This window comes from Micromonospora sp. NPDC047527 (assembly GCF_040643015.1).
Taxonomy (GTDB): domain Bacteria; phylum Actinomycetota; class Actinomycetes; order Mycobacteriales; family Micromonosporaceae; genus Micromonospora.
Genome location: NZ_JBEYTK010000004.1, coordinates 322,241 through 348,574, shown reverse-complemented (window position 1 = coordinate 348,574; position 26,334 = coordinate 322,241). Strand labels below are relative to the sequence as shown.

The following is a 26,334-nucleotide window of genomic DNA, read 5'->3' as shown; positions in this document are numbered from 1 at the left end:
GAGGGCAGGTGCGATCCGTGAACGCAGCACTGCATCCGGGCCGATTGCTGGCCCGTAGGTACCGGCTCGTCGACCAGATCGGGGCCGGCGGCATGTCAGTCATCTGGCGTGCCCGCGACGAGGTGCTCGATCGGGTCGTGGCGCTCAAGGTGCTCGCGCCGTCGCTGGCCGCGGACGCGCGTTTCCGGGGCATGGTGCGGGAGGAAGCCCGAGCCGCCGCCCAACTGGTGCACCCGCACGTGACGTCGGTCCACGACTACGGCGAGACGGTCGACCCGGACGGGTCCATCACCTCGTTCGTGGTCATGGAGCTGCTCAGCGGCGAGGAGCTGGAGCTGCGGCTGACCGAGGGGCCACTGCCGTGGCCCGAGGCGGTCGCGCTCGGCGCCCAGGTCGCGGACGCGCTGGCCGCCGCGCACCGGCTCGGCATCGTGCACCGGGACATCACCCCGGCCAACGTCATGATGACCGGGGCGGGCGTCAAGGTGCTCGACTTCGGCATCGCCACCCGCATCGGCGCGCCGGACGAGGACGAGGACGGGGAGACCTTCGGCACCCCGGCGTACGTGGCCCCGGAGCGGCTCGACGGCGCACCCGCCCAGCCGGCCACCGACGTCTACTCGCTCGGCGTCCTGCTGCACGAGGCGCTCACCGGCCGGGTGCCGTACCCGGCGGACACCTGGGAGCAGCTCAGCGACGCGCTGGCCAATGGGCTGCCTCCGACACTGGCCGAGCTGCCCGAGCTGCCGCCACCGGTGGCCCGGATCTGCCTGCGCAGTCTCTCCCGGGACCCAGCCGACCGACCGACGGCCCGACAGGTGGCCACTGTGCTGCGCAGCCACCTGTCACCGGCCGATCCGCCGACCGCAGCCGTCCGGGTACCCACCCTGACCATGCCGCCACCACCGACCCTGCCGACCACCGACCCGAGGGCCGGGCAGACGACCGGGCCGACGGCAGTAACCGTCACCGGGCCGACGGCTGGGCAGGTGACCGGGCCGACGGCAGCGACCGCGACCGGCGCGACGGCAGGTTCGGGTGGCGACGAGCCCGGCCCGTCGCGCCGACGCCTGGCGCTGCTGCTGATCCCGGCGGCCCTGGCGGTCGCTCTGACGCTGGTCGGTGTGGCCCTGCTGCCCGATCGGCAACCGGATCACCGGACGCAGCCCTCGACCGGCCCGGTGACGCCCGCGCCGACCGACGCGCCGTCCGATCCGCCGGCCAGCGAGCCGTCCCGGGGGTCACCGTCGGCGCTGCCGGCCACCGGTGGCCCCACCTCGGCACCGGGCACTCTCGTGGAGGCCGCCAACCGGGTCGATGGCCTGATCGAGGCCGGTCTGAGCGCCGGCGAGATCCGCTCCGACATCGCCCTCGACCTGCGCAACGAGCTGCGCAACCTGACCGCCGCGGTCAGCTCCGGCCGGGACGGGCTGGCCCCGCCGGTGGCCCGGCTGCGCGAGAAGGTCACGGTCCGGCTCGGCGAGGGCGGAATCAGCCCGGCGTACGCGCAGCGGCTCGACGCCGCCATCGCCGAGCTGGGCGCGGCCCGGGTCTGATCCCGGCCCGCCGCCACCGGGGTGGGTCAGCGGGCCGCGACCTGGGCCGTCTCGCGGACCTCGGGCCGACCGAGGGCGACGCGCCGGAAAATGTCCTCGTAGCCGTACGCCATCTGCTCCACCGAGAATTTCTCCGCGACGTGCGCCACGCAGTCGGCGGGGTTCAGCTCGATCGACGCCCGCAGCGCGGCGGGCAGCTCGTCGGGCCGCTGGCAGACCAGCCCGGTCAGACCGGGCCGCACCAGTTCGGGCACCGCGCCGCGATCGAGCGCCACCACCGGCGTACCGGTCGCCATGGCCTCCAGCATCACCATGCCGAACGGCTCGTCCCACTGGATCGGCATGATCAGGCAGCGGGCGTCGACAAGCATCCGCAGTGTCTCGGCACGGTCGGCGTTGAGCACGACCGTCACGTCATCGTCGACCAGTGGCGCGACGACCTGATCGTAGTAGCGGCGCTCGGCCGGCTCGTTGCACTTGCCGGCCAGCAGCAGCGGCAGCCCAGCCTCCCGGCAGGCGCGGATGGCGACCTCCGGGCCCTTGTCCGGGCTGAACCGGGCCAGCCACAGCACCGGCCCGGGGCCGGGCTCGGTCTTGCGCGGAAAACCGCGCAGGTCCAGTGCGTTGTGCACGGTGCCGGCCCAGGGCAGGGCCGAGTTCAGCCGGCGTTGGGCGTGCGAGATGGCCACCAGTGCCACGCCCTCGTCGACGTCGCCGAGCACATCGCCGTACTCCCCCACCGGGTTGCCGTGCACGGTCGCGACAGTCGGTACGGCCCGGCGGCCGGCCACCAACGGGCCGATCGTCGTGTGGTCGTGGATCACGTCGAAGTCGGACGCGCTGATCATGCGGTTGACCCGGGCCAGGTGGGCCAGCTCCGGCAGCGACTCGCCGAGCCGCTCGTACTGGACCTCGGCAACGGTGGAGACGAAGCCGTCGGCGTCGGTGCCGTGCTGGTCACCGGCACCGAAGAGAGTCACCGCGTGCCCGTGCGCGGTCAACGCGTCCACCAGGGCGGCGACCACCTGCTCCAGGCCGCCGTAGCCGGGTGGTGGCACGGACAGCCACGGCGGGACCACCATCGCGATGCGCAACGACCGCTGCGGCGGGCGGTCGGCAGGCGGGTGGTTCACGGCCACGAGTCCTCCCCGTTGATCCCCGGTCAGGTGTCGCCGCCGGTCGGCGCGTCCGCGGCGGTTTCCCCATGGCGTCGTCGGTAAACCGGACAAGACGGACGCTCACCCGCCCACCAGGAGCTGAGAGTGGACGACCCGGACCCCCGGTGCGGACCAGGCCACCCGCTCGACCTGATCCCGCTCCCACCAGGAGCGCACCACCCCGGCGAGGACCAGCGTGTCGCCATCCACGTCCACCGTCACCCGATCGGCGCCGAGCGTCCGCGCCAGCGCCCGCTGGACGTCCTGCCGCAGCTCCTCGCCGGCCGGCGACGCCGACGGTCGTACCTCGACGAGGTTCGTGATGCCGCGTACGCCGTCCAGGCGGCGCAGCTCTCCCTCGGCGGCGCGGCGCTGCCACCCGAACTCGACCTCGCCGCGCAGCATCAGCCAGCCGTTGGCCACGGTCACGTCCAGCGCTTCGGCGGGCACGAAGCTGTCCCACTCCAGTGCCCGGGATGCGGCGAGTGCGAGATCGGCGTCGGTACGCCCCGGTGTCCCCGGCAGGCGTACCTCGATGGTGTCGGCCACCGCGCGGACCCCACGGACCCGCTGTGCGCAGCGGATCGCGGCCCAACCACGCGCGGCGCCGTCCACGAACCCGGTCAGGGTCACCACGCCCCGGTCGACGGCCACGCCGATCTCGTTCGGTTGCAGCTGTGGATCCCAGGCCAGCTCGGCCAGGACATCGTGCTGGATCCGCTGGTCGTCGCGAACACCCACCGCCACCGTGCTCATGGCCCCCACCCCCGTACGTCGCCAGCTCGCCTGCCGAACGTGCCGGGCCAACGGGTGACGGCGGTTCACCCGATCCGGGTGAACCGCCGTCCAGGGCGAAAAAAGCGGCGGGTGACGGAGCCAACCCCCTTGGCTCCGCCACCCGCCGCCGGAGGGAGGCAGGTTGGTGTGTCGGTTAGGACGTCTCGGCGAGCGTCACGGTTGCCGACTTCTCGGTGCCGTTGCGCTTGAACTGCACCTCGACCCGGTCGCCGACCTTGCCGGCCTGGACCGCGCCGACCAGGTCGTCGGAGTCGTTGACCGCCTTGTCGCCGAAGCGGGTGACCACGTCGCCGCGCTGGAGGCCGGCCTTGTCGGCGGGGCTGCCAGGGGTGACCGAGGCGACCAACGCACCGCCGCCCTCGGCCTGGTTGACGCCGACGCCGAGCGACGGGTGGCTGACCTTCTCGCCGCGCTGGAGCTTGCCGGCGACGTCCTTGGCCTTGTTGCTCGGGATGGCGAAGCCGACGCCGATGTTGCCGGTGCTCTGACCGGAGGTGGCGATGGCGGTGTTGACGCCGATCACCTCGCCCCGGGTGTTGACCAGCGCGCCACCGGAGTTGCCAGGGTTGATCGGGGCGTCGGTCTGCAGCAGGCCGGAGATGGAGCTGACCGCCTGGCCCTGCTGGCTCGGGTCCTGGGGCTGCTGGTTGTCACCGGCCCGGATGGTGCGGTCCCGGGCGCTGACGATGCCTGCGGTCACCGAGCCCTGCAGGCCGAGCGGGCTGCCCAGCGCGAGCACCTGGTCGCCGACCTGCATGGCGTCGCTGTCGCCGAAGGTGGCCGGCTTGAGGTCGCTCACGCCGTTGGCCTTCACCACTGCCAGGTCGGTCTTCGGGTCGGTGCCGACGATCTTCGCCTGGGCGTTCTTACCGTCGGCGAAGACCACCTGGACCATGTCCCCGGCGGCGGAGGCCACCACGTGGTTGTTGGTGAGCACGTATCCGTCGGCGCTGAGCACCACGCCGGAGCCCTCACCGCTGTTGGTGGCGATGGAGACGACGCTGTCCTGAACGGCGGCGGCGATCTTCGGCAGGTCGGCGCTGTTGAGCACCGGGGCCGCCGTGTAGGTGCGGGTGACGCCGTTGTCGCCGTCGAGGGCGAGCGCGAGCGCCCCACCGGCCACGCCGGAGCCGAGCATGAGGGCGAACACCGCGACACCCGCGCCGACGAACTTGGCGATCCGGCCCGGCCGTGGCCCGGTGCCGGGCGGCGTGACCTGCGGACCCCACGGCGGCACCGGCTGCCCCGGGTGCTGCTGGTGCTGCTGGTGCTGGGCGTGCTGCTGGTAGGCCATGCCCGGCTGGCCCCCGCTGGCCCAGCCGGACTGCTGACCCGCGTACCAGGCTGCGGCGGGGTACTGGCCGGCGGGCTGCTGCGGATAGCCGAGCTGGCCGTGCGCCGGGTGGCCGGAGACCGGGTACGGCGTAGCGGAGGGGGTGGCCGTCGGAGGTTCGTAACCGGTCGGTTGGCCGGCGTACCCGGGGGTGGGGGCCGGCGCGTCGGCAGGGGCGGGGGTCGCGGTGGTGTTCTCCGCGTCGCCGCTGGTCGGGACGGGGGTGGTCGGAGAGTCGGACTGCGCGCGCACGTCGCGTGGCAGCTCGGCGGTGGGGTGCGACGGCTCGGCGTCGGTAGGTGCCGGCCGGCGCTGCGGGTCGGACTCGAACTCGGTCATGGAACTACCTTCTCCCCGGGCACTGCGACCAACCTGGAATCGTCCTGGAAGTTGGCTGAAAGTCACTCCGCCCCGTCGTCGACCTGTGGCACCTGCGGCAGCCGGACCCGGAAGGTGGCCCCGCCGCCCGGCGTCTCGACAACCTCGACCGAGCCGTGGTGAGCGGCTACCAGCGCCGCGACGATGGCCAGGCCAAGGCCGGTGCTGGTGATCCCGTCGGCTCGCCGGGTCCGCGCCGCGTCGGCCCGATAGAACCGCTCGAAGACCCGCTCCGCCTGTTCCGCGGAGAGACCGGGGCCGGTGTCGGCCACCTCCACCACGGCGAGGTTCCCCGGTTCGGCGCGCAGCCGCACGCTCACCTGGGCGTCGGGCGGGGTGTGGGTCAACGCGTTGGTCACCAGATTGCCGATGACCTGACGCAACCGCGCGTCGTCGGCGAAGACGACCAACGGCCCCGAACCGGGCTCGATCTCCAGCTCGATCCGCCGGTCCGGGGCGATCACCCGGGCCGCCTGCACCGCGTCGGAGGCGAGCACCGGCAGCTCCACCGGGGCCAGCGAGAGCGGCCGCTCCTGGTCCAGCCGGGCGAGCAGCAGCAGGTCCTCCACCAGCAACCCCATCCGGGCCGCCTCGTCCTCGATCCGGCGCAGCAGGCCGGCGGTCTGCTCCGGTGCCCGCGCCGCGCCCTGCCGGTACAGCTCGGCGAAGCCACGGATGGTGGTCAACGGCGTACGCAGTTCGTGTGAGGCGTCCGCGACGAACCGCCGCATCCGCTCCTCGGAGCGTCGCGCCCGCGCCTCGGACGCCTGGGCGGCGGCAGCCGCGTCCCGGGCGCTGCTCTCCGCCGAGCGGGCGGCGCTCTCCGACGCGGCTCGGGCGGTGAACGCGGCCTCGATCTGGGTGAGCATCGCGTTCAGCGCACGGGACAACCGTCCCAGTTCGGAGGTGGGACACTCCTGCCCCTCCTCCGGGTCGGGCACCCGGCGGGTCAGATCACCGCCCGCGATGGCGGCGGCGGTCCGTTCGATCTCCACCAGCGGTTTGAGGCTGGTCCGGATGATCGCCGCGCCCACCGAGGCGAGCAGGATCAGCACCGCGCCGCCCACCAGCAGGTCTATCCAGACCAGGCGCTTCACCGCCAGATCGACGTCGGTCAGGTGCTGGCCGATGGCCGCGAGCTGACCGTTGGGCAACTCGGTGTAGAGCATCCGCCAGCGCACGTTGCTGTCCCGAGCCCGGACGGTGAAGGGCTCGCCCTCCAGCTTCTCGAAGCCGGCGGCGTCCGCCGGCCACGGAGGCAGGTCGCCCAGCGTGAAACGCCTGTCGTCGAACTGGTAGCCGAGGACTCCGTCGCCGCTCGGGCTGGTCACCACCACCACGTAGTCGGTCGGGATGCCCAACCGCCCCTGCTGCGCCGCCACCACCGCGCTCTCGATGCTGCGCGCCGAGCCGGTCAGCTCGTTGTCGACCTGGCCCACCAGATAGCTGCGCAGGAAGAACGTGGTCAGCGAGCTGATCACCAGCAGCGCGCAGGCGACGAGCGTCAGCACCGCGGTCACCAGCTTCACCCGCAGCGGTACGCCCCGCAGTCGTCCCTTCGCCTGCTGGACCGCGTTCACGCCGCCGGCTTGCGCAGCACGTACCCCACGCCGCGGAGGGTGTGGATCAACCGGGGCTGAGTTGTGTCGATCTTGCGCCGCAGGTAGGAGATGTAGGACTCGACGATGTTGTCGTCACCACGGAAGTCGTAGTTCCAGACGTGATCGAGGATCTGCGCCTTGGACAGCACCCGGTTGGCGTTGAGCATCAGGTAGCGCAACAGCTTGAACTCGGTCGGCGAGAGCTGCACCCGCTGCCCGGCCCGGTGCACCTCGTGGGTCTCCTCGTCCAGCTCCAGATCGGCGAAGGTGAGCCGCGACGGGGCCTGCTCCCCCGTCGTGGTGCGGCGCAGCACGGCGCGGATCCGGGCGGTCAACTCCTCCAGGCTGAACGGCTTGGTGACGTAGTCGTCGCCGCCCAGGGTGAGGCCACGGATCTTGTCGTCGGTGGCGTCCCGCGCGGTCAGGAAGACCACCGGGGTACGCGTACCGCCCTCACGGAGCATCCGGATGACCTCGAAACCGTCCAGATCCGGCAACATCACGTCGAGCACCACCAGGTCGGGCCGGTGGTCCTTGGCGGCGTTCAGCGCCGCGCTCCCACTTGTCGCGGTGGCCACGTCGAAGCCCGCGAAGCGCAGGCTCGCGGAGAGCAGCTCGAGGATGTTGGGGTCGTCCTCGACAACGAGCAGTCGCGCCTCGGTTTGGGTAGCCGGCATGGGCCCATCATCGGCGACCTCACTGCGCCACCGCTGGACGCTTCCTGAAAAATGCCTGTGAGTAACCGGTCGGCCCACACGCCGGCGGCGGCGCCGCCGTCAGCGCAGCAACCGGCGGAGCCCGTCCAGGGCGCCGTCGAGGAGCCGGGTCGCGGTGCGCAGCTGGGTGTCGCTGAACTGCCGGGCGCGCACCAGCTGGCGCACCTCGCCGGTGAACGCGGCCAGCCGCTTGTCGAACTCGTCGACCAGCGCGTCATGCGGCCCGGCGGTCGAGGCCGGCCCGGGCAGCGGCGCTGACACCTCCCACCGGGTACGCCGAGTCTGTCCGGTGGCCTCACTCAGCTCCCGATCGAGGTCGCGGACCGGGCCGCGTACCTTGCTGCTGATCTCGCCGGCCCGGGTGGAGAGGTCCGCCACCGAGGCCGCGATGTCCGCCTCCAGCACGGTCAGTTCGTCGGCCCGCTGGCGCAGCTCCGCACGACCGGCGTCGGTGATCTCGTACGTCTTCCGGCCACCGGCGGCGGTGTGGCTGACCAGGCCCTCGACCTCCAGCCGTCGGAGGCGGGGGTAGATGGTGCCGGCGCTGGGGGCGTAGAGCCCGAGGAACCGGTCCTCCAGCAGGCGGATCAGCTCGTAGCCGTGCTTCGGGCCGTCGTCGAGGAGCTTGAGCAGGTAGAGCCGGAGCCGTCCGTGGCTGAACACGGCGGTCACGGCAGCTCCTTCTCGTCGGCCTCCACGGTGTGAGCGAGGAGCGCGATGCTCCCGGACGTCGCGAAGGCCCAGAGTTTACCCATCCCGGTGTTTCACGCCGCCAGATCCAGCTCGCTTCCCATGACGGGCGGTTCGACGACCAGCGTCAGGTGGGGTGCCGCGTGTCCTCGGCGGCCCACCGCGCCGTGCGTCGCCGGCAGCAGGTGTACGGCCGACTCTGCGGCCCGGGCCAGCAACCGCCGGTCGGCGTCACGGGCCGGGTGCAGCGCGGCGGCGATCGTCACCGAGACCACCAGTTCCCGCGCCGCGACCACCCGCCCCACCGACCGCAGCAGGGTGTCCGCGCCGAGGAAGGCGGCTGCCGTGGTGGTGGACCCGTTGGCCTCGCACCGGTAGGCGATCCGCAGCGGCACCACCGGGCTGCCCGAGTCGATGGCTGCCTGGAACATCGCCGGCCGGAACCCGCCGCCGGGGCGACATTGCGCCGCACGGTCGCCGGCACACCAGGTCGTACCCTCCGGGAAGACCGCGACCGACCGGCCGGCGCGCAGCGTGTCCGCGAGCCGGCGCACCGTGGTTGGCAGCGCCCGCGGCCGGGACCGGTCCACGAAGACCGTGCCTCCCGCCGCCGCGAGCAGGCCGAGCACCGGCCAGGAGCGAATCTCCCGCTTCGCCACCAGGCGGGTCGGCGCGACCGCCAGCACGGCCAGGATGTCCAGCCACGAGACGTGGTTGGCGACCAGCAGCGCACGCCGCCGGGGCAGCCGACCCTTGATCACCAACCGGACGCCGAACGCCCGCACGGTGGCCCGCGCCCAGCCGCACAGCAACGCCTGCCGTTCACGCGCCGGAAGCACCGGCAGCGCCACCGCCACACCCACCCCGGCCAGCAGCATGCCGGTCGCGGCGACCAGCCGGAGCACCCGGCGGGCGACCGGCACGGTCGGTACCTCACCGGCCGCCGGCAGGCACTGCTCGCCGCAGCCGGACGACGGCCGCCACAGATCGAGCGGTACGGCTGTCACTGCTCCGCCCCGCCCAGGAAGTGCCGCAGGTAGCGCGGGTTCATCCGGTCCAGGGAGAAGAGCACGTAGAAATCCGCGCACCCGAAGTCCGGGTCGTACGACGGCTCGCCACAGATCCACGCGCCGAGCCGCAGGTAACCCCGCAGCAGCGGCGGAACCGCGACGCGACCGGCCGGTCCGGCAGCGGCCGACGGGTCGAGCGCGGCCGGCTCGGCGAACCAGGGCCGCAGCGGCCGGACCCGCAGCGGCGGCGGCGACAGGTGCCGCGCCTGTGCCTGTGCCCACACCTCGGCGACCGTCCGACCGCCGTCGGCTACCGGGACGGAGGCGCAGCCGCCGAGCCAGCGGGAGCCACGCAGGTGCAGGTACCGGGTGATGCCCGCCCACATAAGGTTGATCACCGCGCCCGAGCGGTGGTCCGGGTGCACGCAGGACCGGCCCGCCTCGACGAGGTCGTCACGGAGCGGGTCGAGCGCGGTGAGGTCGAACTCGTCCTCCGCGTACCGCCGGTTGGTGCGCCCGGGCGGCAGCAACCGGTACGTACCGACCACCTCGCCGGTGCTCTCGTGGCGGACGATCAGGTGATCGCAGTGTGCGTCGAAGGGGTCCACGTCCAACCCGGCCCCGCCGGGGCGGAGGGTGGCGCCGAGTTCGGTGGCGAACACCTCGTGGCGCAGGCGTTGCGCGGCCGCGACCTGGGTGTGGTCGTCGGCGATCAGCAGGGTGTATCCGCTGGTCGTCAAAGGTGCGCCAGCGACATGCAGAACGGCCATGGGATCTGTGTAGGTGCCCCGGGTTGCCAACCTCGGTGACCACCGGTGTCGATCGGGTGAACGCCGGCCGGCAGGTGAGCCCCACCACGATCGTGCGAGGCTGCGGGACGGACCGGCGACGCCGCCGGCCATCGCCCCACGGAGGTCGACCATGCGTATCGAGTCCCGCTACAACGGGCCCACCGGCTCCGGCAACGGCGGCTGGAGCGCCGGTGTCTTCGCCGCCGCCGCGGGTGCCGCCGGGCCGGTGGAGGTGACGCTCCGTCGGCCACCACCGCTGGAGACCACGCTGAGCCTGGTCGACGGCGAGGTCCGTGACCCGGCCGGCGAACTGGTCGCCGAGGTCCGCCCGGCCGGCGACGTGGACGCCGTCGTACCCCCGGTCGACCGGGAGACCGCGCTGGCCGCGGCGACCCGCTACCCCGGCCTGGTCGAGCATCCGTTTCCCGGCTGCTACGTCTGCGGCCCGCAGCGGGCGGACGGCCTGCGGATCTTTCCCGGCCGGCTGGCGGACGGTCGGACCGCCGCCCCGTTTCGCGTACCCGAGCAGGTCAGCGGCGCTACAGTCTGGGCGGCGTTGGACTGCCCCGGCGGCTGGACCGTGCTCGCACCCGGCCGCCCGTATCTGCTGGGCCGGATAGCGGCGGTGATCACCGCCCTGCCGGCGCCGGGCGACGACTGCGTGGTGACCGGCGCGTTGATCGCCGTCGACGGCCGCAAGGCACTGGTGCACACCAGCCTGTACGGCCCGGACGGCACTCTGCTCGGCGCGGCCCGAGCCACCTGGATCGGCCGCTGACCTGTGCCGTCGTCCAAAGGTAGGACGCGCCTCCACCGCGAGGCGGACCACGCCGTACGGACCGCGCCTGATTGACCTTGTTGCAATGGGCGGTCACGCTGTGCCACGGCGTACCTCGACGCCACACACGGGAGGAGAACGATGACTGACGGGCAGCGAAGCCCCACCAGCGACGGTCAGATCGTGGTGTCCGGTCTGACGAAGCAGTACAAGAACGTCCGGGCGGTGAACAACCTGTCCTTCACCGTGGCACCGGGGCGGGTGACCGGCTTCCTCGGCCCGAACGGCGCCGGCAAGACCACCACGCTGCGCATGCTGCTGAACCTGGTCACGCCCACCGCTGGCACCGCCACCATCAGCGGTCACCGGTACGCCGACCTCACCGACCCGCTGCGGCACGTCGGCGCGGTGCTGGAGGCTTCCAGCGCGCACAAGGGCCGTACCGGCATCAACCACCTGCGGGTCATCTGCGCGGCAGCCGGGCTGCCTAAGCAGCGGGCCGACGAGGCGCTGGCCCTCGTCGGGTTGACGCCTGCGGCGAAGCGCAAGTTCAAGGGCTACTCGCTGGGCATGAAGCAGCGTCTCGGCATCGCCGCGGCGATGCTCGGCGACCCGCGGGTGCTGGTCCTGGACGAGCCGGCCAACGGGCTCGACCCGGAGGGCATCCGGTGGATGCGCGGGTTCCTCAAGAACCTCGCCCACGAGGGCCGCACGGTGCTGGTCTCCAGCCACCTGCTGTCCGAGATGCAGTTGCTCGCCGACGACGTAGTGATCATCGCCGCTGGGCAACTGGTCCGGCAGGGTCCTGTCGACCAGGTTCTCGGGTCGATGGCGCAGAGCGCTCAGGTCCGGGTCCGCACCCCGCAGGCCGAGGCGCTGACCGCCGCGCTCAAGGCCCAGGCGGCCACCGTCACCACCGACGAGCACGGCACCCTGCTGGTCGCCGGGGTGGACGCCCCGACCATCGGCCGGGCCGCCCTCGCCGCCGGCGTGGAGTTGCACGAACTGACCACCGAACGGCCCGACCTGGAACGGGTCTTCCTGGAGCTGACGGCCGGAAAGGCGGGCATCCGATGAACCTCGTCCGATCCGAGCTGCTCAAGATCCGTACGACGAACACGTGGTGGGTCTTCGCGCTCATCAGCCTGCCGCTCTGGGCGCTCACCCTGCTCATCAACTGGTTGCAGACCGACGTCCTGGCCAGCGAGGAGTTCGGCGAGGTGCCGGCCGACCAGGTCGACACGCTGACGGCCGCGGCAAGCCCGGACGCGCTCTCGTCGAACCTCTTCACCACCGGGCAGTTCTTCGGCCTGCTGATCGTGATGCTGCTGGGCATCATCGTGGTGACCAGCGAGTTCTTCCACCAGACGGTCACCACCACGTTCCTGACCAACCCGCACCGCACCGCGGTGATGGGCGCCAAGCTCGTCGCGGCGGGCGTGCTGGCGCTGCTGTTCTGGCTGGTCACCACCGCTTTCAACCTGGTCGCCGGTTCGGCGATCCTGAACTCGGTCGGGTTGGGCTCGCAACTGGGCAACGACGCGGCTTGGCGGGCGATCGGGTTGAACCTGCTCGCGTACCTGCTCTGGGCCGTGTTCGGCGTCGGCATCGGGGTGCTGATCCGCAGCCAGATCGGCGCCACGGTCACCGGCATCCTGCTCTACCTGGGCGGCTCGATCGGGGCCATCTTCGTGATCGCCGTGTTGGCCGACCGCTGGGGTGACTGGATCAACAACCTGCAACTGCTGGTGCCGTCGCTGGCCTCGTCGCTGATGGTCACCGGGGCGGACATCCCCGGCAACCCGCCGCGCTGGGCGGGCGCCGCCGTGCTCATCGGGTACGCGGTGGTCACCGGCGTGGTCGGCACGCTGCTGATGCGTCGGCGCGACATCTCCTGACCGGACGGCCCCGGGGTGGCGGCACGGCCGCCGCCCCGGGACGCTCCGGCCGTCGGTCTTGCTCCACACATCCGCACCGGTACTCAGTTGCTTACCAGTCGGTGACCGCTCACGCAGCGGTTACTGAACTTCTGGCATCTTCTGTGAATCCGACCACGCTACCGAGGCGGAAATGCCTTGTGGATTCGTACAGCGTAGCCTGGGAGTCGTCCTGTCCGTGCTTCCCCACTGGGCTCGGCGGACGCCCGCGTGACATCAACCCGCGTGAAAGAGGCGATTACCGGCCGTGTCGACCCAGCAGACTTCGCAGGAGAACCCACTGGCGGGTTTCGGCCCGAACGAGTGGATCGTCGAGGAGATGTACCAGCGGTATCTCGCCGACCCCACGAGTGTCGATTCGGCCTGGCACGACTTCTTCGCCGACTATCGACCGGCGCCGGGTGCCGGCACACCACGCGGGGCTGAGGCGTCGGGCAAGCCCGCCGCCACGCCGGAGCCGGACGGGCAGCCGGAGGCGACCGCCACGGTCAGCCAGCCGAGCGCCAGCAAGCCGGCCGCCGCGAAGCCGGCACCGGCCAAGGCCGCACCGGCCGCCGCTGCCAAGACAGCCCCGGCCAAGGCAGCCACACCGGCCAAGCCGGCCGCGAAGGCCGCCGCGCCGAGCGCGGACGGCCCGCAGACGACGCCGCTGCGTGGCGTCGCCGCGAAGATCGTCCAGAACATGGACGCCTCGCTGAGCGTGCCCACCGCGACAAGCGTGCGCGCGGTCCCGGCCAAGCTGCTTGTCGACAACCGCATCGTGATCAACAACCACCTCGCCCGTGGGCGCGGTGGCAAGGTCAGCTTCACCCACCTGGTGGGCTACGCGATGGTGCGGGCGCTCGTCCAGCACCCGGAGATGAACAACTCCTTCGCCGAGGCCAACGGCAAGCCGGCCGTGGTCCGCCCGGCGCACGTCAACCTGGGCATCGCGATCGACCTGGCCAAGCCCGACGGCAGCCGCAACCTGGTGGTCCCCTCCATCAAGGGCTGCGAGCAGATGGACTTCCGGCAGTTCTGGCAGGCGTACGAGGACGTGGTCCGGCGGGCGCGGCGCAACGAGCTGACCATGGAGGACTACTCCGGCACCACGATCTCGCTGACCAACCCGGGCGGCATCGGCACCGTGCACTCGATGCCACGGCTGATGCAGGGTCAGAGCGCGATCATCGGCGTCGGCGCGATGGAGTACCCGGCCCCCTACCAGGGCATGTCCGAGACCACTCTCGCCGAGCTGGCGGTCAGCAAGATCATCACGCTGACCAGCACGTACGACCACCGGATCATCCAGGGCGCGCAGTCCGGCGAGTTCCTCAAGGTGATGCACGAGCTGATCCTGGGTGAGCACGGCTTCTACGACGAGATCTTCACCTCGCTGCGCATCCCGTACGAGCCGGTGCGGTGGATGCGCGACGTGGCGGTCAACTCCGAGGGTCAGATCAACAAGACCGCCCGGGTGCACGAGCTGATCCACGCGTACCGGGTGCGCGGTCACCTGATGGCCGACACCGACCCGCTGGAATTCACCATCCGCAAGCACCCCGACCTGGACGTCCTCCAGCACGGGCTGACCCTGTGGGACCTCGACCGCGAGTTCCCGGTCAACGGCTTCGCCGGCCGCAAGCGGATGAAGCTGCGCGAGATCCTGGGCGTGCTGCGCGACTCGTACTGCCGCCGGGTCGGCATCGAGTACATGCACATCCAGGACCCGGAGGAGCGGCGCTGGGTCCAGGAACGGATCGAGCGCAAGTACGAGAAGCCGTCCCCCGACGAGCAGAAGCACGTCCTCAACCGGCTCAACGCCGCCGAGGCGTTCGAGACCTTCCTCCAGACCAAGTACGTCGGCCAGAAGCGCTTCTCGCTGGAGGGCGGCGAGTCGCTGATCCCGCTGCTCGGTGAGGTGCTGGAGTCCTCCGCCGAGGGTGGGCTGGACGAGGTCGTCATCGGCATGGCCCACCGGGGTCGGCTCAACGTGCTGGCCAACATCGTCGGCAAGCCGTACGAGAAGATCTTCTCGGAGTTCGAGGGTCACCTGGACCCGCGCTCGACGCAGGGCTCCGGCGACGTGAAGTACCACCTGGGCCAGAACGGCAAGTTCACCACGCCCGGCGGCGACCACTCGGTCAAGGTGTCGGTGGTGGCCAACCCGTCGCACCTGGAGGCTGTCGACCCGGTGCTGGAGGGCATCGTCCGGGCCAAGCAGGACCGGATAGACCTCAAGCTGGAGGGCTACACCGTGCTGCCGCTGGCGGTGCACGGTGACGCCGCGTTCGCCGGGCAGGGTGTGGTCGCCGAGACGCTCAACCTGTCGCAGTTGCGCGGCTACCGCACCGGCGGCACCGTGCACGTGGTGGTCAACAACCAGGTCGGCTTCACCACCGCCCCGGAGTACAGCCGGTCCAGCCTCTACAGCACCGACGTGGCCCGGATGATCCAGGCGCCGATCTTCCACGTCAACGGCGACGACCCGGAGGCCGTGGTCCGGGTGGCCCGGCTGGCCTTCGAATACCGGCAGACGTTCAACAAGGACGTCGTGATCGACATGGTCTGCTACCGGCGGCGCGGGCACAACGAGGGCGACGACCCGTCGATGTCCAACCCCCAGATGTACAAGATCATTGACTCGAAGCGCTCGGTCCGGAAGCTCTACACCGAGGAGCTGATCGGTCGCGGCGACATCACCGTGGAGGACGCGGAGGAGCTGCTGCGCGACTACCAGGCGCAGCTGGAGAAGGTCTTCAAGGCCACCCGCGACGCCGCGGCGGCGCCGCGTCAGCTCAACCGGCCGCGCCGCGAGGAGGAGCCGGAGCCGCAGGTCGACACCGCGACCGACGTCTCCGTGGTGAAGGCGATCGGCGAGGCGCACGTCAACCTGCCGGAGGGCTTCACCCCGCACAAGCGGATCCAGCAACTGCTCGATCGGCGGGCCAAGATGTCCGCCGATGGCAACATCGACTGGGGCTACGGCGAGATCATCGCGTTCGGGTCACTGCTGCACGACGGGGTCACCGTCCGGCTCGCCGGTCAGGACTCGCGGCGGGGCACGTTCGTCCAGCGGCACGCCTCGGTGGTCGACGCCCGCACCGGCGACGACTACCTGCCACTGAAGTCGCTCACCGGCGACGGCGAGCGCTCCCGGTTCTTCGTGCACGACTCGCTGCTCAGCGAGTACGCGGCGATGGGCTTCGAGTACGGCTACTCGGTGGAGAACATCAACGCGCTGGTCGCCTGGGAGGCCCAGTTCGGTGACTTCGTCAACGGCGCCCAGTCGGTGATCGACGAGTTCCTCTCCTCCGGTGAGGTCAAGTGGGGCCAGCGTTCCGCGCTGACCCTGCTGCTGCCGCACGGCCACGAGGGTCAGGGCCCGGACCACACCTCCGGTCGCCCGGAACGCTTCCTGCAGATGTGCGCCGAGGACAACATGCGGGTGTCCATCCCGACGACCCCGGCGAACTACTTCCACCTGCTGCGCCGCCAGGCCCTGTCGCCGAAGCGCAAGCCGCTCGTGGTGTTCACGCCGAAGTCGCTGCTGCGGCACAAGCTCTGCGTCTCGTCGGTGGAGGACTTCACCACCGGCACCTTCCAGCCGGTGCTGCGCGACACGGCCGCCCCGGCACCGGAGGCGGTGAAGCGGGTGCTGCTCTGCTCGGGCAAGGTCTACTACGACCTGTTCCAGGCCCGGCAGGAGCGCGGCGTCACCGACACCGCGATCATCCGGATCGAGCAGCTGTACCCGCTGCCGGTGGAGGAGATCCGGGCCGCCCTGGCGCAGTTCCCGAACGCGGAGGACTTCGCCTGGGTGCAGGAGGAGCCGGCCAACCAGGGCGCCTGGTCGTTCGTCGCGCTCAACCTGCTGGAGCACCTCAGCGACGTCCGGCTGCGGCGGATCTCCCGCCCGGCCGCGGCCGCCCCGGCGGTCGGCTCGGCCAAGACCCACGAGGTCGAGCAGAACGCGCTCATCGAGGCGGCACTCCCCCGCCCGTGACCTGACCGCACCGCGAGAGCCGGGGCAGGGCCGTCACCACGGCCCTGCCCCGGCTCTCATTGGACCCACCGACCACCGCCCGGCCGCGCCGGGCCGAGCATGAGGACGTACGCGATGTACTTCACCGACCGTGGCATCGAGGAACTGGTCGAGCGCCGGGGCGACGAGCAGGTGACCCTGGAGTGGCTGGGCGAGCGCCTGCGCGACTTCGTCGACCTCAACCCCGAGTTCGAGACCCCGATCGAGCGTTTCGCCACCTGGCTGGCTCGCCTCGACGACATCGACGAGGACTGAACGGTCCCGGAGTCGACGGACGGCTGACCGGCGCCGGCCGGTCAGCGGGTGCGGGAGGCGATCGGTTCCAGGCCGGTACGTCGCAGTTTCTGCCAGCCCAGCCGACCGCCGGTCAGTGCGGTGACCACCGACTGGATCATCACCAGGTACATCAACTGCCGGTAGACGAACTGCTGGAGCGGTAGCACCCACAGCACACCGAGCTTCTCCCGGTCCAGCCGGAACGCCACCACCGCGGTGAGCATCTGCACGCCGAGCATGGCCAGCCAGGCCACCGCCGTGGCCTTCCGGTCGAGGAAGAACAGGCCGTACAGGGCCAGCAGGTCGATCACCGGCGCGAGCAGCGGCAGCAGCACCCCGAAGAGGCTGAGGAAGAACAGGCAACGCCGGGTGAACCGCCCCGACGCGCCCCGGTCGAACACCGAGCGGCGGTGCTTCCACATCGCCTGCATGGTGCCGTAGCTCCACCGGTAGCGCTGTTTCCAGAGCTGGCCGATGCTCGACGGCGCCTCGGTCCAGGCGCGGGCCGTCTCCTCGTAGACGATCTTCCAGCCGGCCCGGCCCAGGGCGATGGTGACGTCGGTGTCCTCGGCCAGGGTGTCCTCGGTCATCCCGCCGGCGTAGCGCAGCGCCTCCCGCCGGAAGGCGCCGATCGCCCCGGGCACCGTCGGCATGCAGCGCAGCGTCTCGTAGAGACGCCGGTCCAGGTTGAAGCCGATGACGTACTCGATGTGCTGCCACTTGGCGATCAGGCTGCGCCGGTTGCCGACCTTGACGTTGCCGGCCACCGCGCCCACCCGCGGGTCGGCGAAGGGCTGCACCAGCCGGCGGACGGAGTCGCGCTCGAAGACGGTGTCGCCGTCGACCATCACGATCAGGTCGTGCCGGGCCAGCGCGACGCCGGTGTTCAGCGCGCTGGGTTTGCCGCCGTTGGGCTTGCGGACCACCCGGACGTTGGGCAGGCGCAGCGCCTCGACGATGTCCGCGGTCCCGTCGGTGGAGCCGTCGTCGACGACGACAACCTCGATCCCGCCCGGATGGTCGCCGCTGGCGAGCGAGCAGACCGCTGCGGCGATCCCCTCCTTCTCGTTGTAGGCGGGGACGATCACCGAGACCGGAGCGGTGACCGGTGGCCCCCACGTCCAACCCTTGGCCCGGCGGCGGCGGGCGTGCCGGCCGGCGAGCACGAACAACGCGGCGGTACGCCCCACCGTGAGCACACCGACGAGCACGAAGAGGATCCCGAACACGCTCAGCGTGTGGTCGGCGCCCCGCACCGCCCAGACCAGCATCCGGCCGCGCCAGCGTTCCCCGACGGAGGCGGCCACACCGGCGTCCATCCGTTGCTCGGCACCGGCGGCGGCCAGGGCGAGGTTCAGTCCCTCGGTCACGGTGACGAAGCGGTATCCCCGTTCCTTCATCGTCGGGATGAACCGGTCGAGGGCGGCGACGGTCTGCGCACGGTCACCACCGGAGTCGTGCCAGAGGGTGATGGCGCCGGACGTGCCGTCCGGGGTCGCGTTCATGACGATCTTGTCCACACCGGGCAGCGCCCAGTCCTGGCTGTCGGTGTCGTTGAGCACCGTCAGGTAGCCGAGGTCTCCGGCGGCCTTCACCAACGGCCAGTCGTGGTTGTCGATGGCGTCGGCGTGCGAGGAGTACGGAAACCGCACCAGTGAGGTGCGTACGTCGGTGACGGCTGCCAGGGCGAGCTGCGTCTGGGCGTACTCCAGCTCTCGCCGCCATCCGGGCAGCTCGCTGAGCTGGGGGTGGGTGAAGGTGTGCACACCGAGTTCGTGGCCGCCGTCGACGAGCTTCCGGGCCGTGTCGGGGTGCCGGGACACCTGCGAGCCCAGCACGAAGAAGGTGCCCTTGACCTGGTGGGCTTCCAGGACGCGCAGCACCTCGGGGGTCCAGACGGGGTCGGGACCGTCGTCGAAGGTGAGCGCGATAGTCCGGTCCGGCAGCCGGTACGAGCGGACCTGCTCGCTGTTGGCGCTGATGATCGGTCCGCCGGTCACCACGGAGGTGGGGACCTCCCGTTGCCCTCTGCTGCTCTGCTGGTGATCCGGGGTGAAGGAAGCGTTGGTGTACGCGTTGACGAAGAGCACGCTGCCCAGGACGGCCAGCAGCATGCCGAGCAGGATCCAGCGTGGCTGCGGTACGGCCCGGCGGCGGGTCGACGGGGTGGTCGGCTCAACCATCGACGCGGAGGCCGCCGGCCTGGTCTGGCAGCGTCACGGGGGGCGACGGCGGGTCCTGGGTCGGGACCGGAGCCGGGACCGTCGGGGCCACCGAACCCGTCGGCCTGGGACCGGGCGAGGCCGGCGGGCCGGCGGGGTTGACGCTCGGCGGTCGGGTGGCGTTGGGCGGTCGGGTGGCGCTCGGCGGCCGGGTGGATGCGACCGAGCGGGGAGTCGGGACGACGGTGGGGGCCACCGTCGACGCCGGCCTGTGTGGGACGGCCGTCGACGGGTCAGGGTCGGCGACGGTCGCCTTGGGGGGCGGCGCGGGCCGCTCGGGCTGCTTGACCTCGTCGACGAAGGGCAGCACCGTGTGCGGTTCCACCACGCCCGCGAAGCTGATGCCCACCAGCCCGGTGTAGGTCAGGCCCAGCAGCCCCGCGGCGTACGCGAGCCAACGCAGGCGGGAGCGGCGTCGACCGCTGGGATCGACGAAGACCGGCGGCGGCTGGCGTACGGCGGCGATCAGCGCGGTGGGGCTGTCGGACCGGCCGATGATCATGGTCGGCCCGTCGAGTGGGCCGGTACGATTCGAGTCGGCGGCCGATCCGCGGCCATTCATGCCTGCGGGCATCGATCTCGCGATCGACGCATCGTCGCTGCTCACACGGTGGGCAGTCATGGGACGTGAGTCTAGGTGTGAGTCTTCCTCAGCTTTTCTGACATCCCGCAGGTGAGACGCCGAGCGCATCGCCGCATCCCCGCGAAGACTGCCGTCATCTGACGAACACGAGCAGTGATCGACGGATCATCCGGTTGAGCGTCGGGCGTGAAACGACAGTCACGGCCGACCGACCGAAGCGGGGCCACGTCCCGGCGACCAGCCGACCCACCTGCTCGACCGGGCCACCCCGACCGCCCTGCCCGGCAGCCGGGCGAGCCGAACCGCCGCACGTTCCCGTCGCCTCGGATGGTTCGCACCCGATTTCCGGACTGTCCATTCGGCAGTTCAGGGTCGCCGGACCCGCGCGGGTCCGGCGGTGATCTTCTAGGGTGGGTGCGTGGCCCGCAGCGTTTATCTGACCAGCGTGGGGTCCGGAGGGGGCAAGTCGACCATCGCCCTCGGCCTCGCGGAACTCCTCTCCCGGCAGGTCGAGCGGATCGGCGCGTTCCGACCGCTGGTCTCCGGCACCCGCCCCGACCCGATCCTCGCCCTGCTGCACGACCGCTACCGGGTCGACCTGCCCGAGGCCGAACTGACCGGCATGACGTACGCCGAGGCGGCGGCCCTGGTCGCCGACGGCCGCCGGGAGGAGCTGATCTTCCGGATCGTCGAGCGGTACCGGGCGATCGAGCGGCGCTGCCCGGCGGTCGTCGTGGTGGGCAGCGACTTCGCCGACGGTGGCGATGGCGCCGGTCCCCGCGAGTTGGCCTTCAACGCCCGGCTCGCCACCGAGTTCGGCAGCGTGGTGGTGCCCGTGGTCGACGGCTTCGGGCAGGAACCGGAGACGATCGCGGCGGCGGCGCGTGGGGCGTACCACGATCTGGTGGACCTGGGCGCGACGGTGCTGGCGGTGATCGCCAACCGGGTGTCCGGGCCGATGACGCTGCCGGAGCTGCCGGTCCCCGCGTACGCCATCCCGGAGGTGCCGACCGTGTCGGCGCCGACGGTGGCCGAGGTCGCGGCGGCGCTCGACGCCACCCTGCTGGCCGGCGACGAGGCCGCACTCGGCCGGGACGTCCTCGATTACGTGGTCGGCGCCGCGCACGTGCCGATCCTGCTCGACCACCTGACCGAGGGGGCGCTGGTCATCACCCCCGGCGACCGCGCCGACCTGCTGGTCGCGGCGAGCACCGCGCACATCGCCGGGCAGGTCTCGCTGGCCGGCGTGGTGCTCACCCTTGGCGAACAACCCGACCCCCGGGCAATGCGCCTGGTCGAGCGGCTCAACACCGGCTTCGCAGTGCTCTCGGTGCCCAGCGACAGCTACGACACCGTCGCGGCGTCCAGCCGGATCGAGGCACGGCCCAGCCCCGCCAACCCCCGCAAGGTGGAGGCCGCGCTGGGCGCGTTCGAGGACAACGTCGACACCGCCGACCTGGCCCGCCGGCTGCGGGTCACCCGCTCCGAACGCGTCACCCCGATGATGTTCGAGTACGACCTGATCGACCGCGCCCGGACCAACCGCCGCCGGCTGGTGCTGCCGGAGGGCACCGACGAGCGGATCCTGCGCGCCACCGAGATCCTGCTCCGCCGGGGTGTCGCCGACCTCACCCTGCTCGGCCGCTCGGACGACGTCGCCCGCCGCACCCGGGAACTGGGCATCGACCTGACCGGCGCGGACGTGGTCGACCCGGCCGGCAGCCCCTGGCGGGACGAGTTCGCCGCCGAGTACGCGAAGCTGCGCGCCCACCGGGGTGTCACGGTCGAGCTGGCGTACGACATCGTGGCGCAGCCCAACTACTTCGGCACCATGATGGTGGCCACCGGGCACGCCGACGGGATGGTCTCCGGAGCCACCCACACCACCGCCGCCACCATCCGGCCGGCGTTCGAGATCATCCGTACCGTGCCGGACGTCTCGGTGGCCTCCAGCGTCTTCTTCATGCTGCTCGCCGACCGGGTGCTCGTCTACGGCGACTGCGCGGTCAACCGCGACCCGGACGCCGCACAGCTCGCCGACATCGCGATCTCGTCGGCCGACACCGCCGCCCGGTTCGGCATCGAGCCCCGGGTGGCCATGCTGTCGTACTCGACCGGCAGCTCCGGCGCGGGCGCGGACGTGGAGAAGGTCGCCACGGCCACCGCGCTGGTCCGGGAACGCCGACCCGACCTGCTGGTCGAGGGGCCGATCCAGTACGACGCGGCGATCGACCCCGCGGTGGCGGCGACCAAGCTGCCCGGGAGCCCGGTGGCCGGCCAGGCCACGGTCTTCATATTTCCGGACCTGAACACGGGCAACAACACGTACAAGGCGGTGCAGCGGTCCGCCGGGGCGGTCGCCGTCGGCCCGGTGATGCAGGGCCTGCGCCGGCCGGTGAACGACCTGTCCCGCGGTGCCACCGTGCCGGACATCGTCAACACGGTGGCGATCACCGCCATCCAGGCGGCCACCGAGGAGGCCTCGTGAGTCGGGTACTGGTGCTCAACTGCGGGTCGTCGTCGGTGAAGTGGCGGCACTACGACGGTGACCGGACCCTCGGCCAGGGCACCGTGGAGCGGGTCGGCGAGCCCGGCGGCGGCGCGGCGGACCACACCAGCGCCGTCCGGCAGATCCTGGCCGACCTGGACCTGACCGGGCTGACCGCGGTCGGGCACCGGGTGGTGCACGGTGGCCGGAAGTTCAGCACGCCGGTCCTGATCGACGACGCCGTGCTCGCCGCGATCAAGGACCTGGTGCCGCTCGCCCCGCTGCACAACCCGGCCAACCTGGCCGGCATCGAGGTGGCCCGGGCGGCCCTGCCGGACGTCCCGCAGGTCGCCGTCTTCGACACCGCGTTCCACCACACCCTGCCGGAGGCCGCCGCGACGTACGCGATCGACCGGGACACCGCGCAGCGGTACGGCATCCGCCGGTACGGCTTCCACGGCACCTCACACGCGTACGTCTCCCGACGCACCGCCGAACTGCTGGGCCGCCCGTACGAGCAGCTCAACACGATCACCCTGCACCTGGGCAACGGGGCGAGCGCCTGCGCGGTGGCCGACGGCCGCAGCGTGGCCACCTCGATGGGGATGTCGCCGCTGGAAGGGCTGGTGATGGGCACCCGCAGCGGTGACCTGGACCCGACCGTGATCTTCCACCTGCGCCGCGAGGCCGGGATGTCGGTCGACGACATCGACGACCTGCTCAACCACCGCAGCGGCCTGCTCGGGCTGACCGGCGTCAACGACATGCGCGAGGTGCTCCAGCGCCGGGCGGCCGGGGATCGGGCCGCCGCGCTGGCCTTCGACGTGTACTGCCGGCGGATCACCGGGTATGTCGGCGCGTACTACGCGCTGCTCGGCCGGGTCGACGCGATCACCTTCACCGCCGGCGTGGGCGAGCACGCCGCGCCCGTGCGGGCCGCCGCGCTGGCCGGGCTGGCCCGGCTCGGCATCACCGTGGACGAGACCCGCAACAACGGCGACGGCGATCGGATCATCTCGCCGGACGACGCCGAGGTGAGCGTCTGCGTCATCCGCACCGACGAGGAACGGGAGATCGCCCGCCAGACCCGGCACGTGGTCGACGGCGGCAGCCCACAGCGCTAGGCGACGAGCCAGACGACGAGGGCCACCAGGAGCACGACGACCGCCGCCGCACCGATGATCAGGGGGAGACGGGACGGCGACTCCGTCGCCCCGCCGGTCTCCGGCGTCTGGGTGAACGCGCGGAACGCCTCGGTGTTGCCGCTGGGGTCGGTGTAGTTCTCAGCCATGCGGGTGACCCTAGCGAAGACCGCGTCGGCGTACCGTCCCCGACCACACCGCCCGCCCGTGTCAACCCGGCCGGCGGAGTCGACCCAGCCGGGTGGCGGGCGCAGCCGGGCCGGAAGACGGGGTCGCGGCGCACCCCGGGCACCTACGGTAAAGCGATGGGGGCGGGGCGGCTGATCGCCGTACTGGTGACAGCGCTGCTGGCTGGCTGCGCGCCGGCCACCGCCGCGCCGGGCGGGTCCAGCGGCCCGCAGGCAGCGCGTCGGGCGCCCGAGGGGTCGTACGCCGTCGGCGTGCGTACGCTCACCCTCGATCCGCGCTCGGCGCGCCCCCTGCCGGTGACCATCTGGTACCCGGCGTCGACCGGCGAGGTGGCCGCCGGCCGGTTCCCGGTGGTGGTCTACAGCCACGGATTGCACAGCCGGCCCGAGCTGCACGCCGAGCTGACCACCCGCTGGGCGGCGGCCGGTTTCGTCGTGGCGGCCCCCGCGTACCCGCACACCCGGCAGGGTGCCGCCCGGTTCACCCGGGCCGACGTCCGCAACCAGCCCGCCGACGGTTGGCGGCTGATCCGGCACCTGAGCCGCCTCGACAGCGACCCCACCGATCCGCTCGCCGGCCACCTGGACCTCACGTCGATCGCCGCCGCCGGGCACTCGGCGGGCGGCTTCACCACCAGCGGCATGTTCACCGAAGGCCACCCGGCACGGCTGCGCTCCGGCATCGTGATCGCCGGCGGTGGGCTGCCCGGCAGCTTCGCCGGGCCGATCGCGCCGCTGCTCTTCGTGCACGGCACGGCCGACGCTGTGGTGCCGGTGACGGTCGGCCGGGCCGCGTACGGGCGCGTACCGGGGCCGGCCGCGTTCCTCAGCCTGCTCGGTCAGGGCCACGGCGAGTACCTGACACCGGGCAACCCGGGCTTCGCGCCGGTCCTCACCACCACCACCGACTTCCTCCGGTGGACCCTCTACGGCGACCGGGCGGCGGGCACACGCCTGCCCACCGGCGCCCGCACGCCCCTGACCCGCTACGAGTCCCGTCCCGCCCACTGACACCCGCCGGGCAGTCGGTGCCGACTCAGGGCCGGGCGGATGTACCCGCTGCGGATGCCGGGACGTCCCCGCCGCCCGAAGGACGCCGCTGATCCGGCTCAGCTTCGCGTCGGTCCTGGTCGAGCAGGTCCTCGTACAACCCGACCTTGAACGTGATCAGGTCAAGGCACTGGGCGAGCCGGCCCATCTGACCGGTGACGCGCTCGTGGTGCTCGCGCAGGAGCGCGAGCCGCTCCCCCTCGTTGCCGGCACCGTCGCGGACGAGATCGGCGTAGCGCCGGAGCGCCGGCAGCGGCATGCCCGAGGCACGCAGGATGATGCACACGGTCAGCCAGTCCACGTCGTCCTGGCTGTAGACGCGACGCCCACCAGGCCCGCGGCGTACGGGGCTGACGAAGACGCCCTCCTGCTCGTAGAAGCGCAGCGCGTGCACGCTCAGGCCGGTGCGCTCGGCCACCTGTCCGATGCTCAGAATCGCTGTGACGTCAGCCATGTCGTGCAGGGTAACGAGGGTTGACCTAGAGCCGGCTCTAGCTCCTACCGTGCCGTGTGATCGTCACCGAATCACAGAGGAGCATCGCCATGCACTACCGCGCTCTCGGCGGCACCGGCATCGAGGTGAGCACCCACTGCCTCGGGACCATGATGTTCGGTGCCGTCGGCAACCCCGACCACGACGACTGCGTCCGCATCGTCCACACCGCCCTGGACCAGGGCATCAACTTCGTGGACACCGCCGACATGTACGGCCAGGGCGAGTCCGAGCAGATCGTCGGGAAGGCACTGCGGGGGCGGCGGGACGACGTCGTACTCGCCACCAAGGTGCACTTTCCGATGGGTGAGGGGCGCAACCGCGGTGGGAACTCCCGGCGGTGGATCCTCACGGCTGTCGAGGAGAGCCTCCGGCGTCTGGACACCGACTGGATCGACCTCTACCAGATCCACCGCCCCGACCCCCGCACCGACATCGAGGAGACCCTCTCGGTGCTCACCGACCTCGTACGCCAGGGCAAGATCCGCGCCTTCGGCTGCTCGACGTTCCCGGCCGAGGAGATCGTCGAGGCGCACCACGTCTCCGAGCGTCGGGGCCTCGGCCGGCTGCGTACCGAGCAACCGCCGTACTCGATCCTGGCCCGGGGAATCGAGGCCGCGCTCCTGCCGGTCTGCCAGCGCTACGGCATGGGGGTGCTGGTCTGGAGCCCACTCGCCTTCGGGTTCCTCACCGGCAGATACCGCAAGGGTGAGCCCGTCGACCTGTCGACAGGGCGGGCCGTCCTGCGCCCGGCGCAGTTCGACCCCACGATCGCCGAGAACACCGCCAAGCTCGACGTCGTCGAACAGCTCGTCGACCTCGCCGCGCAGGTCAGCTGCACGCTGCCGCAGCTCGCCATCGCCTTCACTGTGGCCCATCCCGCGGTCACGTCGGCGATCATCGGGCCACGGACCAGCGGGCAACTGGAGGATCTGCTCAAGGGCGCGGCGCTCACCCTCGACGACGCCGTCCTCGACCGGATCGACGAGATCGTGCCGCCCGGAACCAACATGTACAACCCCAACGCCGCCTTCCCGCCGCGCACACTCACCGACACCACGCGCCGACGGCGACCGCGCTCCGAACGCGCCGCAGCGTGAGGTGGGTGGGTGACGGTGTCGGC

Annotated in this window: 22 protein-coding genes; 10 read left to right on the top strand and 12 right to left on the bottom strand. The window is 71.8% G+C overall.

Annotation, left to right across the window (positions count from 1 at the left end; translation table 11 throughout):
- Window positions 1-17: 17 nt before the first annotated feature.
- Window positions 18-1,556, top strand: coding sequence for a serine/threonine-protein kinase (locus ABZ808_RS18350; protein ID WP_357007578.1), 1,539 nt, complete (start codon window positions 18-20; stop codon window positions 1,554-1,556).
- Window positions 1,557-1,582: 26 nt separating this feature from the next.
- Here the strand turns inward: ABZ808_RS18350 and ABZ808_RS18345 are convergent, their stop codons facing one another.
- From ABZ808_RS18345 to ABZ808_RS18310, 8 genes are all read right to left on the bottom strand, one after another.
- The gene (locus ABZ808_RS18345) at window positions 1,583-2,638 is read right to left on the bottom strand and encodes a glycosyltransferase family 4 protein (protein ID WP_357008207.1); all 1,056 of its coding nucleotides are present in this window, start codon (window positions 2,636-2,638) and stop codon (window positions 1,583-1,585) included.
- Between the two features lie 156 nt (window positions 2,639-2,794).
- Window positions 2,795-3,469 carry a BON domain-containing protein gene (locus tag ABZ808_RS18340; protein WP_357007575.1) on the bottom strand — a complete coding sequence of 225 codons (675 nt, stop codon included), beginning with the start codon at window positions 3,467-3,469 and terminating at the stop codon, window positions 2,795-2,797.
- 175 nt (window positions 3,470-3,644) lie between these two features.
- Entirely contained in the window at window positions 3,645-5,183 is a 1,539-nt protein-coding gene (locus ABZ808_RS18335; protein ID WP_357007572.1) for a trypsin-like peptidase domain-containing protein, read from the bottom strand.
- Window positions 5,184-5,245: 62 nt separating this feature from the next.
- Entirely contained in the window at window positions 5,246-6,802 is a 1,557-nt protein-coding gene (locus tag ABZ808_RS18330; RefSeq protein ID WP_357007570.1) for a HAMP domain-containing sensor histidine kinase, read from the bottom strand.
- On the bottom strand, window positions 6,799-7,500 hold the full coding sequence (locus tag ABZ808_RS18325) for a response regulator transcription factor (RefSeq protein WP_357007568.1): 702 nt from the start codon (window positions 7,498-7,500) through the stop codon (window positions 6,799-6,801). Before ABZ808_RS18325 ends, ABZ808_RS18330 begins: the two co-directional genes overlap by 4 nt.
- 99 nt (window positions 7,501-7,599) lie before the next feature.
- Entirely contained in the window at window positions 7,600-8,211 is a 612-nt protein-coding gene (locus tag ABZ808_RS18320) for a PadR family transcriptional regulator (RefSeq protein WP_357007566.1), read from the bottom strand.
- A 92-nt stretch (window positions 8,212-8,303) separates the two neighbouring features.
- The gene (locus ABZ808_RS18315) at window positions 8,304-9,236 is read right to left on the bottom strand and encodes a lysophospholipid acyltransferase family protein (protein ID WP_357007565.1); all 933 of its coding nucleotides are present in this window, start codon (window positions 9,234-9,236) and stop codon (window positions 8,304-8,306) included.
- A complete protein-coding gene (locus tag ABZ808_RS18310) occupies window positions 9,233-10,009 on the bottom strand; it encodes a GNAT family N-acyltransferase (RefSeq protein ID WP_357007563.1) in 777 nt (258 codons plus the stop codon). Before ABZ808_RS18310 ends, ABZ808_RS18315 begins: the two co-directional genes overlap by 4 nt.
- A gap of 151 nt (window positions 10,010-10,160) precedes the next feature.
- Here ABZ808_RS18310 and ABZ808_RS18305 point away from each other — a divergent pair, with 151 nt between their 5' ends.
- The 5 genes from ABZ808_RS18305 (at window position 10,161) to ABZ808_RS18285 (ending at window position 17,024) form a co-directional block, all read left to right on the top strand.
- Window positions 10,161-10,808, top strand: coding sequence for a hypothetical protein (locus ABZ808_RS18305; RefSeq protein WP_357007561.1), 648 nt, complete (start codon window positions 10,161-10,163; stop codon window positions 10,806-10,808).
- 141 nt (window positions 10,809-10,949) lie between these two features.
- Window positions 10,950-11,885: an ATP-binding cassette domain-containing protein gene (locus tag ABZ808_RS18300; RefSeq protein ID WP_357007559.1), complete on the top strand. Its 936-nt coding sequence runs from the start codon at window positions 10,950-10,952 to the stop codon at window positions 11,883-11,885.
- Entirely contained in the window at window positions 11,882-12,706 is an 825-nt protein-coding gene (locus ABZ808_RS18295; RefSeq protein ID WP_357007557.1) for an ABC transporter permease, read from the top strand. The genes ABZ808_RS18300 and ABZ808_RS18295 overlap by 4 nt, the downstream gene beginning before the upstream one ends.
- A 286-nt stretch (window positions 12,707-12,992) precedes the next feature.
- A complete protein-coding gene (locus ABZ808_RS18290; RefSeq protein WP_357007555.1) occupies window positions 12,993-16,730 on the top strand; it encodes a multifunctional oxoglutarate decarboxylase/oxoglutarate dehydrogenase thiamine pyrophosphate-binding subunit/dihydrolipoyllysine-residue succinyltransferase subunit in 3,738 nt (1,245 codons plus the stop codon).
- A 114-nt stretch (window positions 16,731-16,844) separates the two neighbouring features.
- Window positions 16,845-17,024 carry a DUF6104 family protein gene (locus ABZ808_RS18285; protein ID WP_053660250.1) on the top strand — a complete coding sequence of 60 codons (180 nt, stop codon included), beginning with the start codon at window positions 16,845-16,847 and terminating at the stop codon, window positions 17,022-17,024.
- Between the two features lie 41 nt (window positions 17,025-17,065).
- Here the strand turns inward: ABZ808_RS18285 and ABZ808_RS18280 are convergent, their stop codons facing one another.
- Window positions 17,066-19,228, bottom strand: coding sequence for a glycosyltransferase (locus ABZ808_RS18280; protein ID WP_357007553.1), 2,163 nt, complete (start codon window positions 19,226-19,228; stop codon window positions 17,066-17,068).
- Window positions 19,221-19,829, bottom strand: coding sequence for a hypothetical protein (locus ABZ808_RS18275; RefSeq protein WP_357007551.1), 609 nt, complete (start codon window positions 19,827-19,829; stop codon window positions 19,221-19,223). Before ABZ808_RS18275 ends, ABZ808_RS18280 begins: the two co-directional genes overlap by 8 nt.
- A 439-nt stretch (window positions 19,830-20,268) precedes the next feature.
- On the opposite strand from ABZ808_RS18275, the gene pta reads away from it, so the two are divergent.
- Entirely contained in the window at window positions 20,269-22,338 is a 2,070-nt protein-coding gene (pta, locus tag ABZ808_RS18270) for a phosphate acetyltransferase (RefSeq protein WP_357007549.1), read from the top strand.
- Window positions 22,335-23,462 carry an acetate kinase gene (locus tag ABZ808_RS18265; protein ID WP_357007547.1) on the top strand — a complete coding sequence of 376 codons (1,128 nt, stop codon included), beginning with the start codon at window positions 22,335-22,337 and terminating at the stop codon, window positions 23,460-23,462. The genes pta and ABZ808_RS18265 overlap by 4 nt, the downstream gene beginning before the upstream one ends.
- On the opposite strand, the gene ABZ808_RS18260 is transcribed toward ABZ808_RS18265, so the two are convergent.
- Window positions 23,459-23,629, bottom strand: coding sequence for a hypothetical protein (locus ABZ808_RS18260; protein ID WP_357007545.1), 171 nt, complete (start codon window positions 23,627-23,629; stop codon window positions 23,459-23,461). The two genes, ABZ808_RS18265 and ABZ808_RS18260, sit on opposite strands and share 4 nt — an antisense overlap.
- A gap of 156 nt (window positions 23,630-23,785) precedes the next feature.
- On the opposite strand from ABZ808_RS18260, the gene ABZ808_RS18255 reads away from it, so the two are divergent.
- Window positions 23,786-24,679, top strand: a complete 894-nt coding sequence (locus tag ABZ808_RS18255) for an alpha/beta hydrolase (protein WP_357007543.1) — start codon at window positions 23,786-23,788, stop codon at window positions 24,677-24,679.
- 25 nt (window positions 24,680-24,704) lie between these two features.
- Here ABZ808_RS18255 and ABZ808_RS18250 read toward each other — a convergent pair whose 3' ends face one another.
- Complete coding sequence (locus ABZ808_RS18250; RefSeq protein WP_357007540.1) at window positions 24,705-25,172, bottom strand: MerR family transcriptional regulator; 468 nt, start codon at window positions 25,170-25,172, stop codon at window positions 24,705-24,707.
- Between the two features lie 89 nt (window positions 25,173-25,261).
- On the opposite strand from ABZ808_RS18250, the gene ABZ808_RS18245 reads away from it, so the two are divergent.
- Window positions 25,262-26,311, top strand: a complete 1,050-nt coding sequence (locus tag ABZ808_RS18245) for an aldo/keto reductase (protein WP_357007537.1) — start codon at window positions 25,262-25,264, stop codon at window positions 26,309-26,311.
- The last annotated feature ends 23 nt before the right edge of the window (window positions 26,312-26,334 follow it).

Bases quoted from the DNA above. Each gene is read 5' to 3' on its own strand.
- ABZ808_RS18345 (WP_357008207.1), bottom strand. From the start codon at position 2,638: ATGGTGGTCCCGCCGTGGCTGTCCGTGCCACCACCCGGCTACGGCGGC.
- ABZ808_RS18340 (WP_357007575.1), bottom strand. From the start codon at position 3,469: ATGAGCACGGTGGCGGTGGGTGTTCGCGACGACCAGCGGATCCAGCAC.
- ABZ808_RS18335 (WP_357007572.1), bottom strand. From the start codon at position 5,183: ATGACCGAGTTCGAGTCCGACCCGCAGCGCCGGCCGGCACCTACCGAC.
- ABZ808_RS18325 (WP_357007568.1), bottom strand. From the start codon at position 7,500: ATGCCGGCTACCCAAACCGAGGCGCGACTGCTCGTTGTCGAGGACGAC.
- ABZ808_RS18310 (WP_357007563.1), bottom strand. From the start codon at position 10,009: ATGGCCGTTCTGCATGTCGCTGGCGCACCTTTGACGACCAGCGGATAC.
- ABZ808_RS18305 (WP_357007561.1), top strand. From the start codon at position 10,161: ATGCGTATCGAGTCCCGCTACAACGGGCCCACCGGCTCCGGCAACGGC.
- ABZ808_RS18300 (WP_357007559.1), top strand. From the start codon at position 10,950: ATGACTGACGGGCAGCGAAGCCCCACCAGCGACGGTCAGATCGTGGTG.
- ABZ808_RS18295 (WP_357007557.1), top strand. From the start codon at position 11,882: ATGAACCTCGTCCGATCCGAGCTGCTCAAGATCCGTACGACGAACACG.
- ABZ808_RS18285 (WP_053660250.1), top strand. From the start codon at position 16,845: ATGTACTTCACCGACCGTGGCATCGAGGAACTGGTCGAGCGCCGGGGC.
- ABZ808_RS18280 (WP_357007553.1), bottom strand. From the start codon at position 19,228: ATGGTTGAGCCGACCACCCCGTCGACCCGCCGCCGGGCCGTACCGCAG.
- ABZ808_RS18275 (WP_357007551.1), bottom strand. From the start codon at position 19,829: ATGAATGGCCGCGGATCGGCCGCCGACTCGAATCGTACCGGCCCACTC.
- ABZ808_RS18260 (WP_357007545.1), bottom strand. From the start codon at position 23,629: ATGGCTGAGAACTACACCGACCCCAGCGGCAACACCGAGGCGTTCCGC.
- ABZ808_RS18255 (WP_357007543.1), top strand. From the start codon at position 23,786: ATGGGGGCGGGGCGGCTGATCGCCGTACTGGTGACAGCGCTGCTGGCT.
- ABZ808_RS18250 (WP_357007540.1), bottom strand. From the start codon at position 25,172: ATGGCTGACGTCACAGCGATTCTGAGCATCGGACAGGTGGCCGAGCGC.
- ABZ808_RS18245 (WP_357007537.1), top strand. From the start codon at position 25,262: ATGCACTACCGCGCTCTCGGCGGCACCGGCATCGAGGTGAGCACCCAC.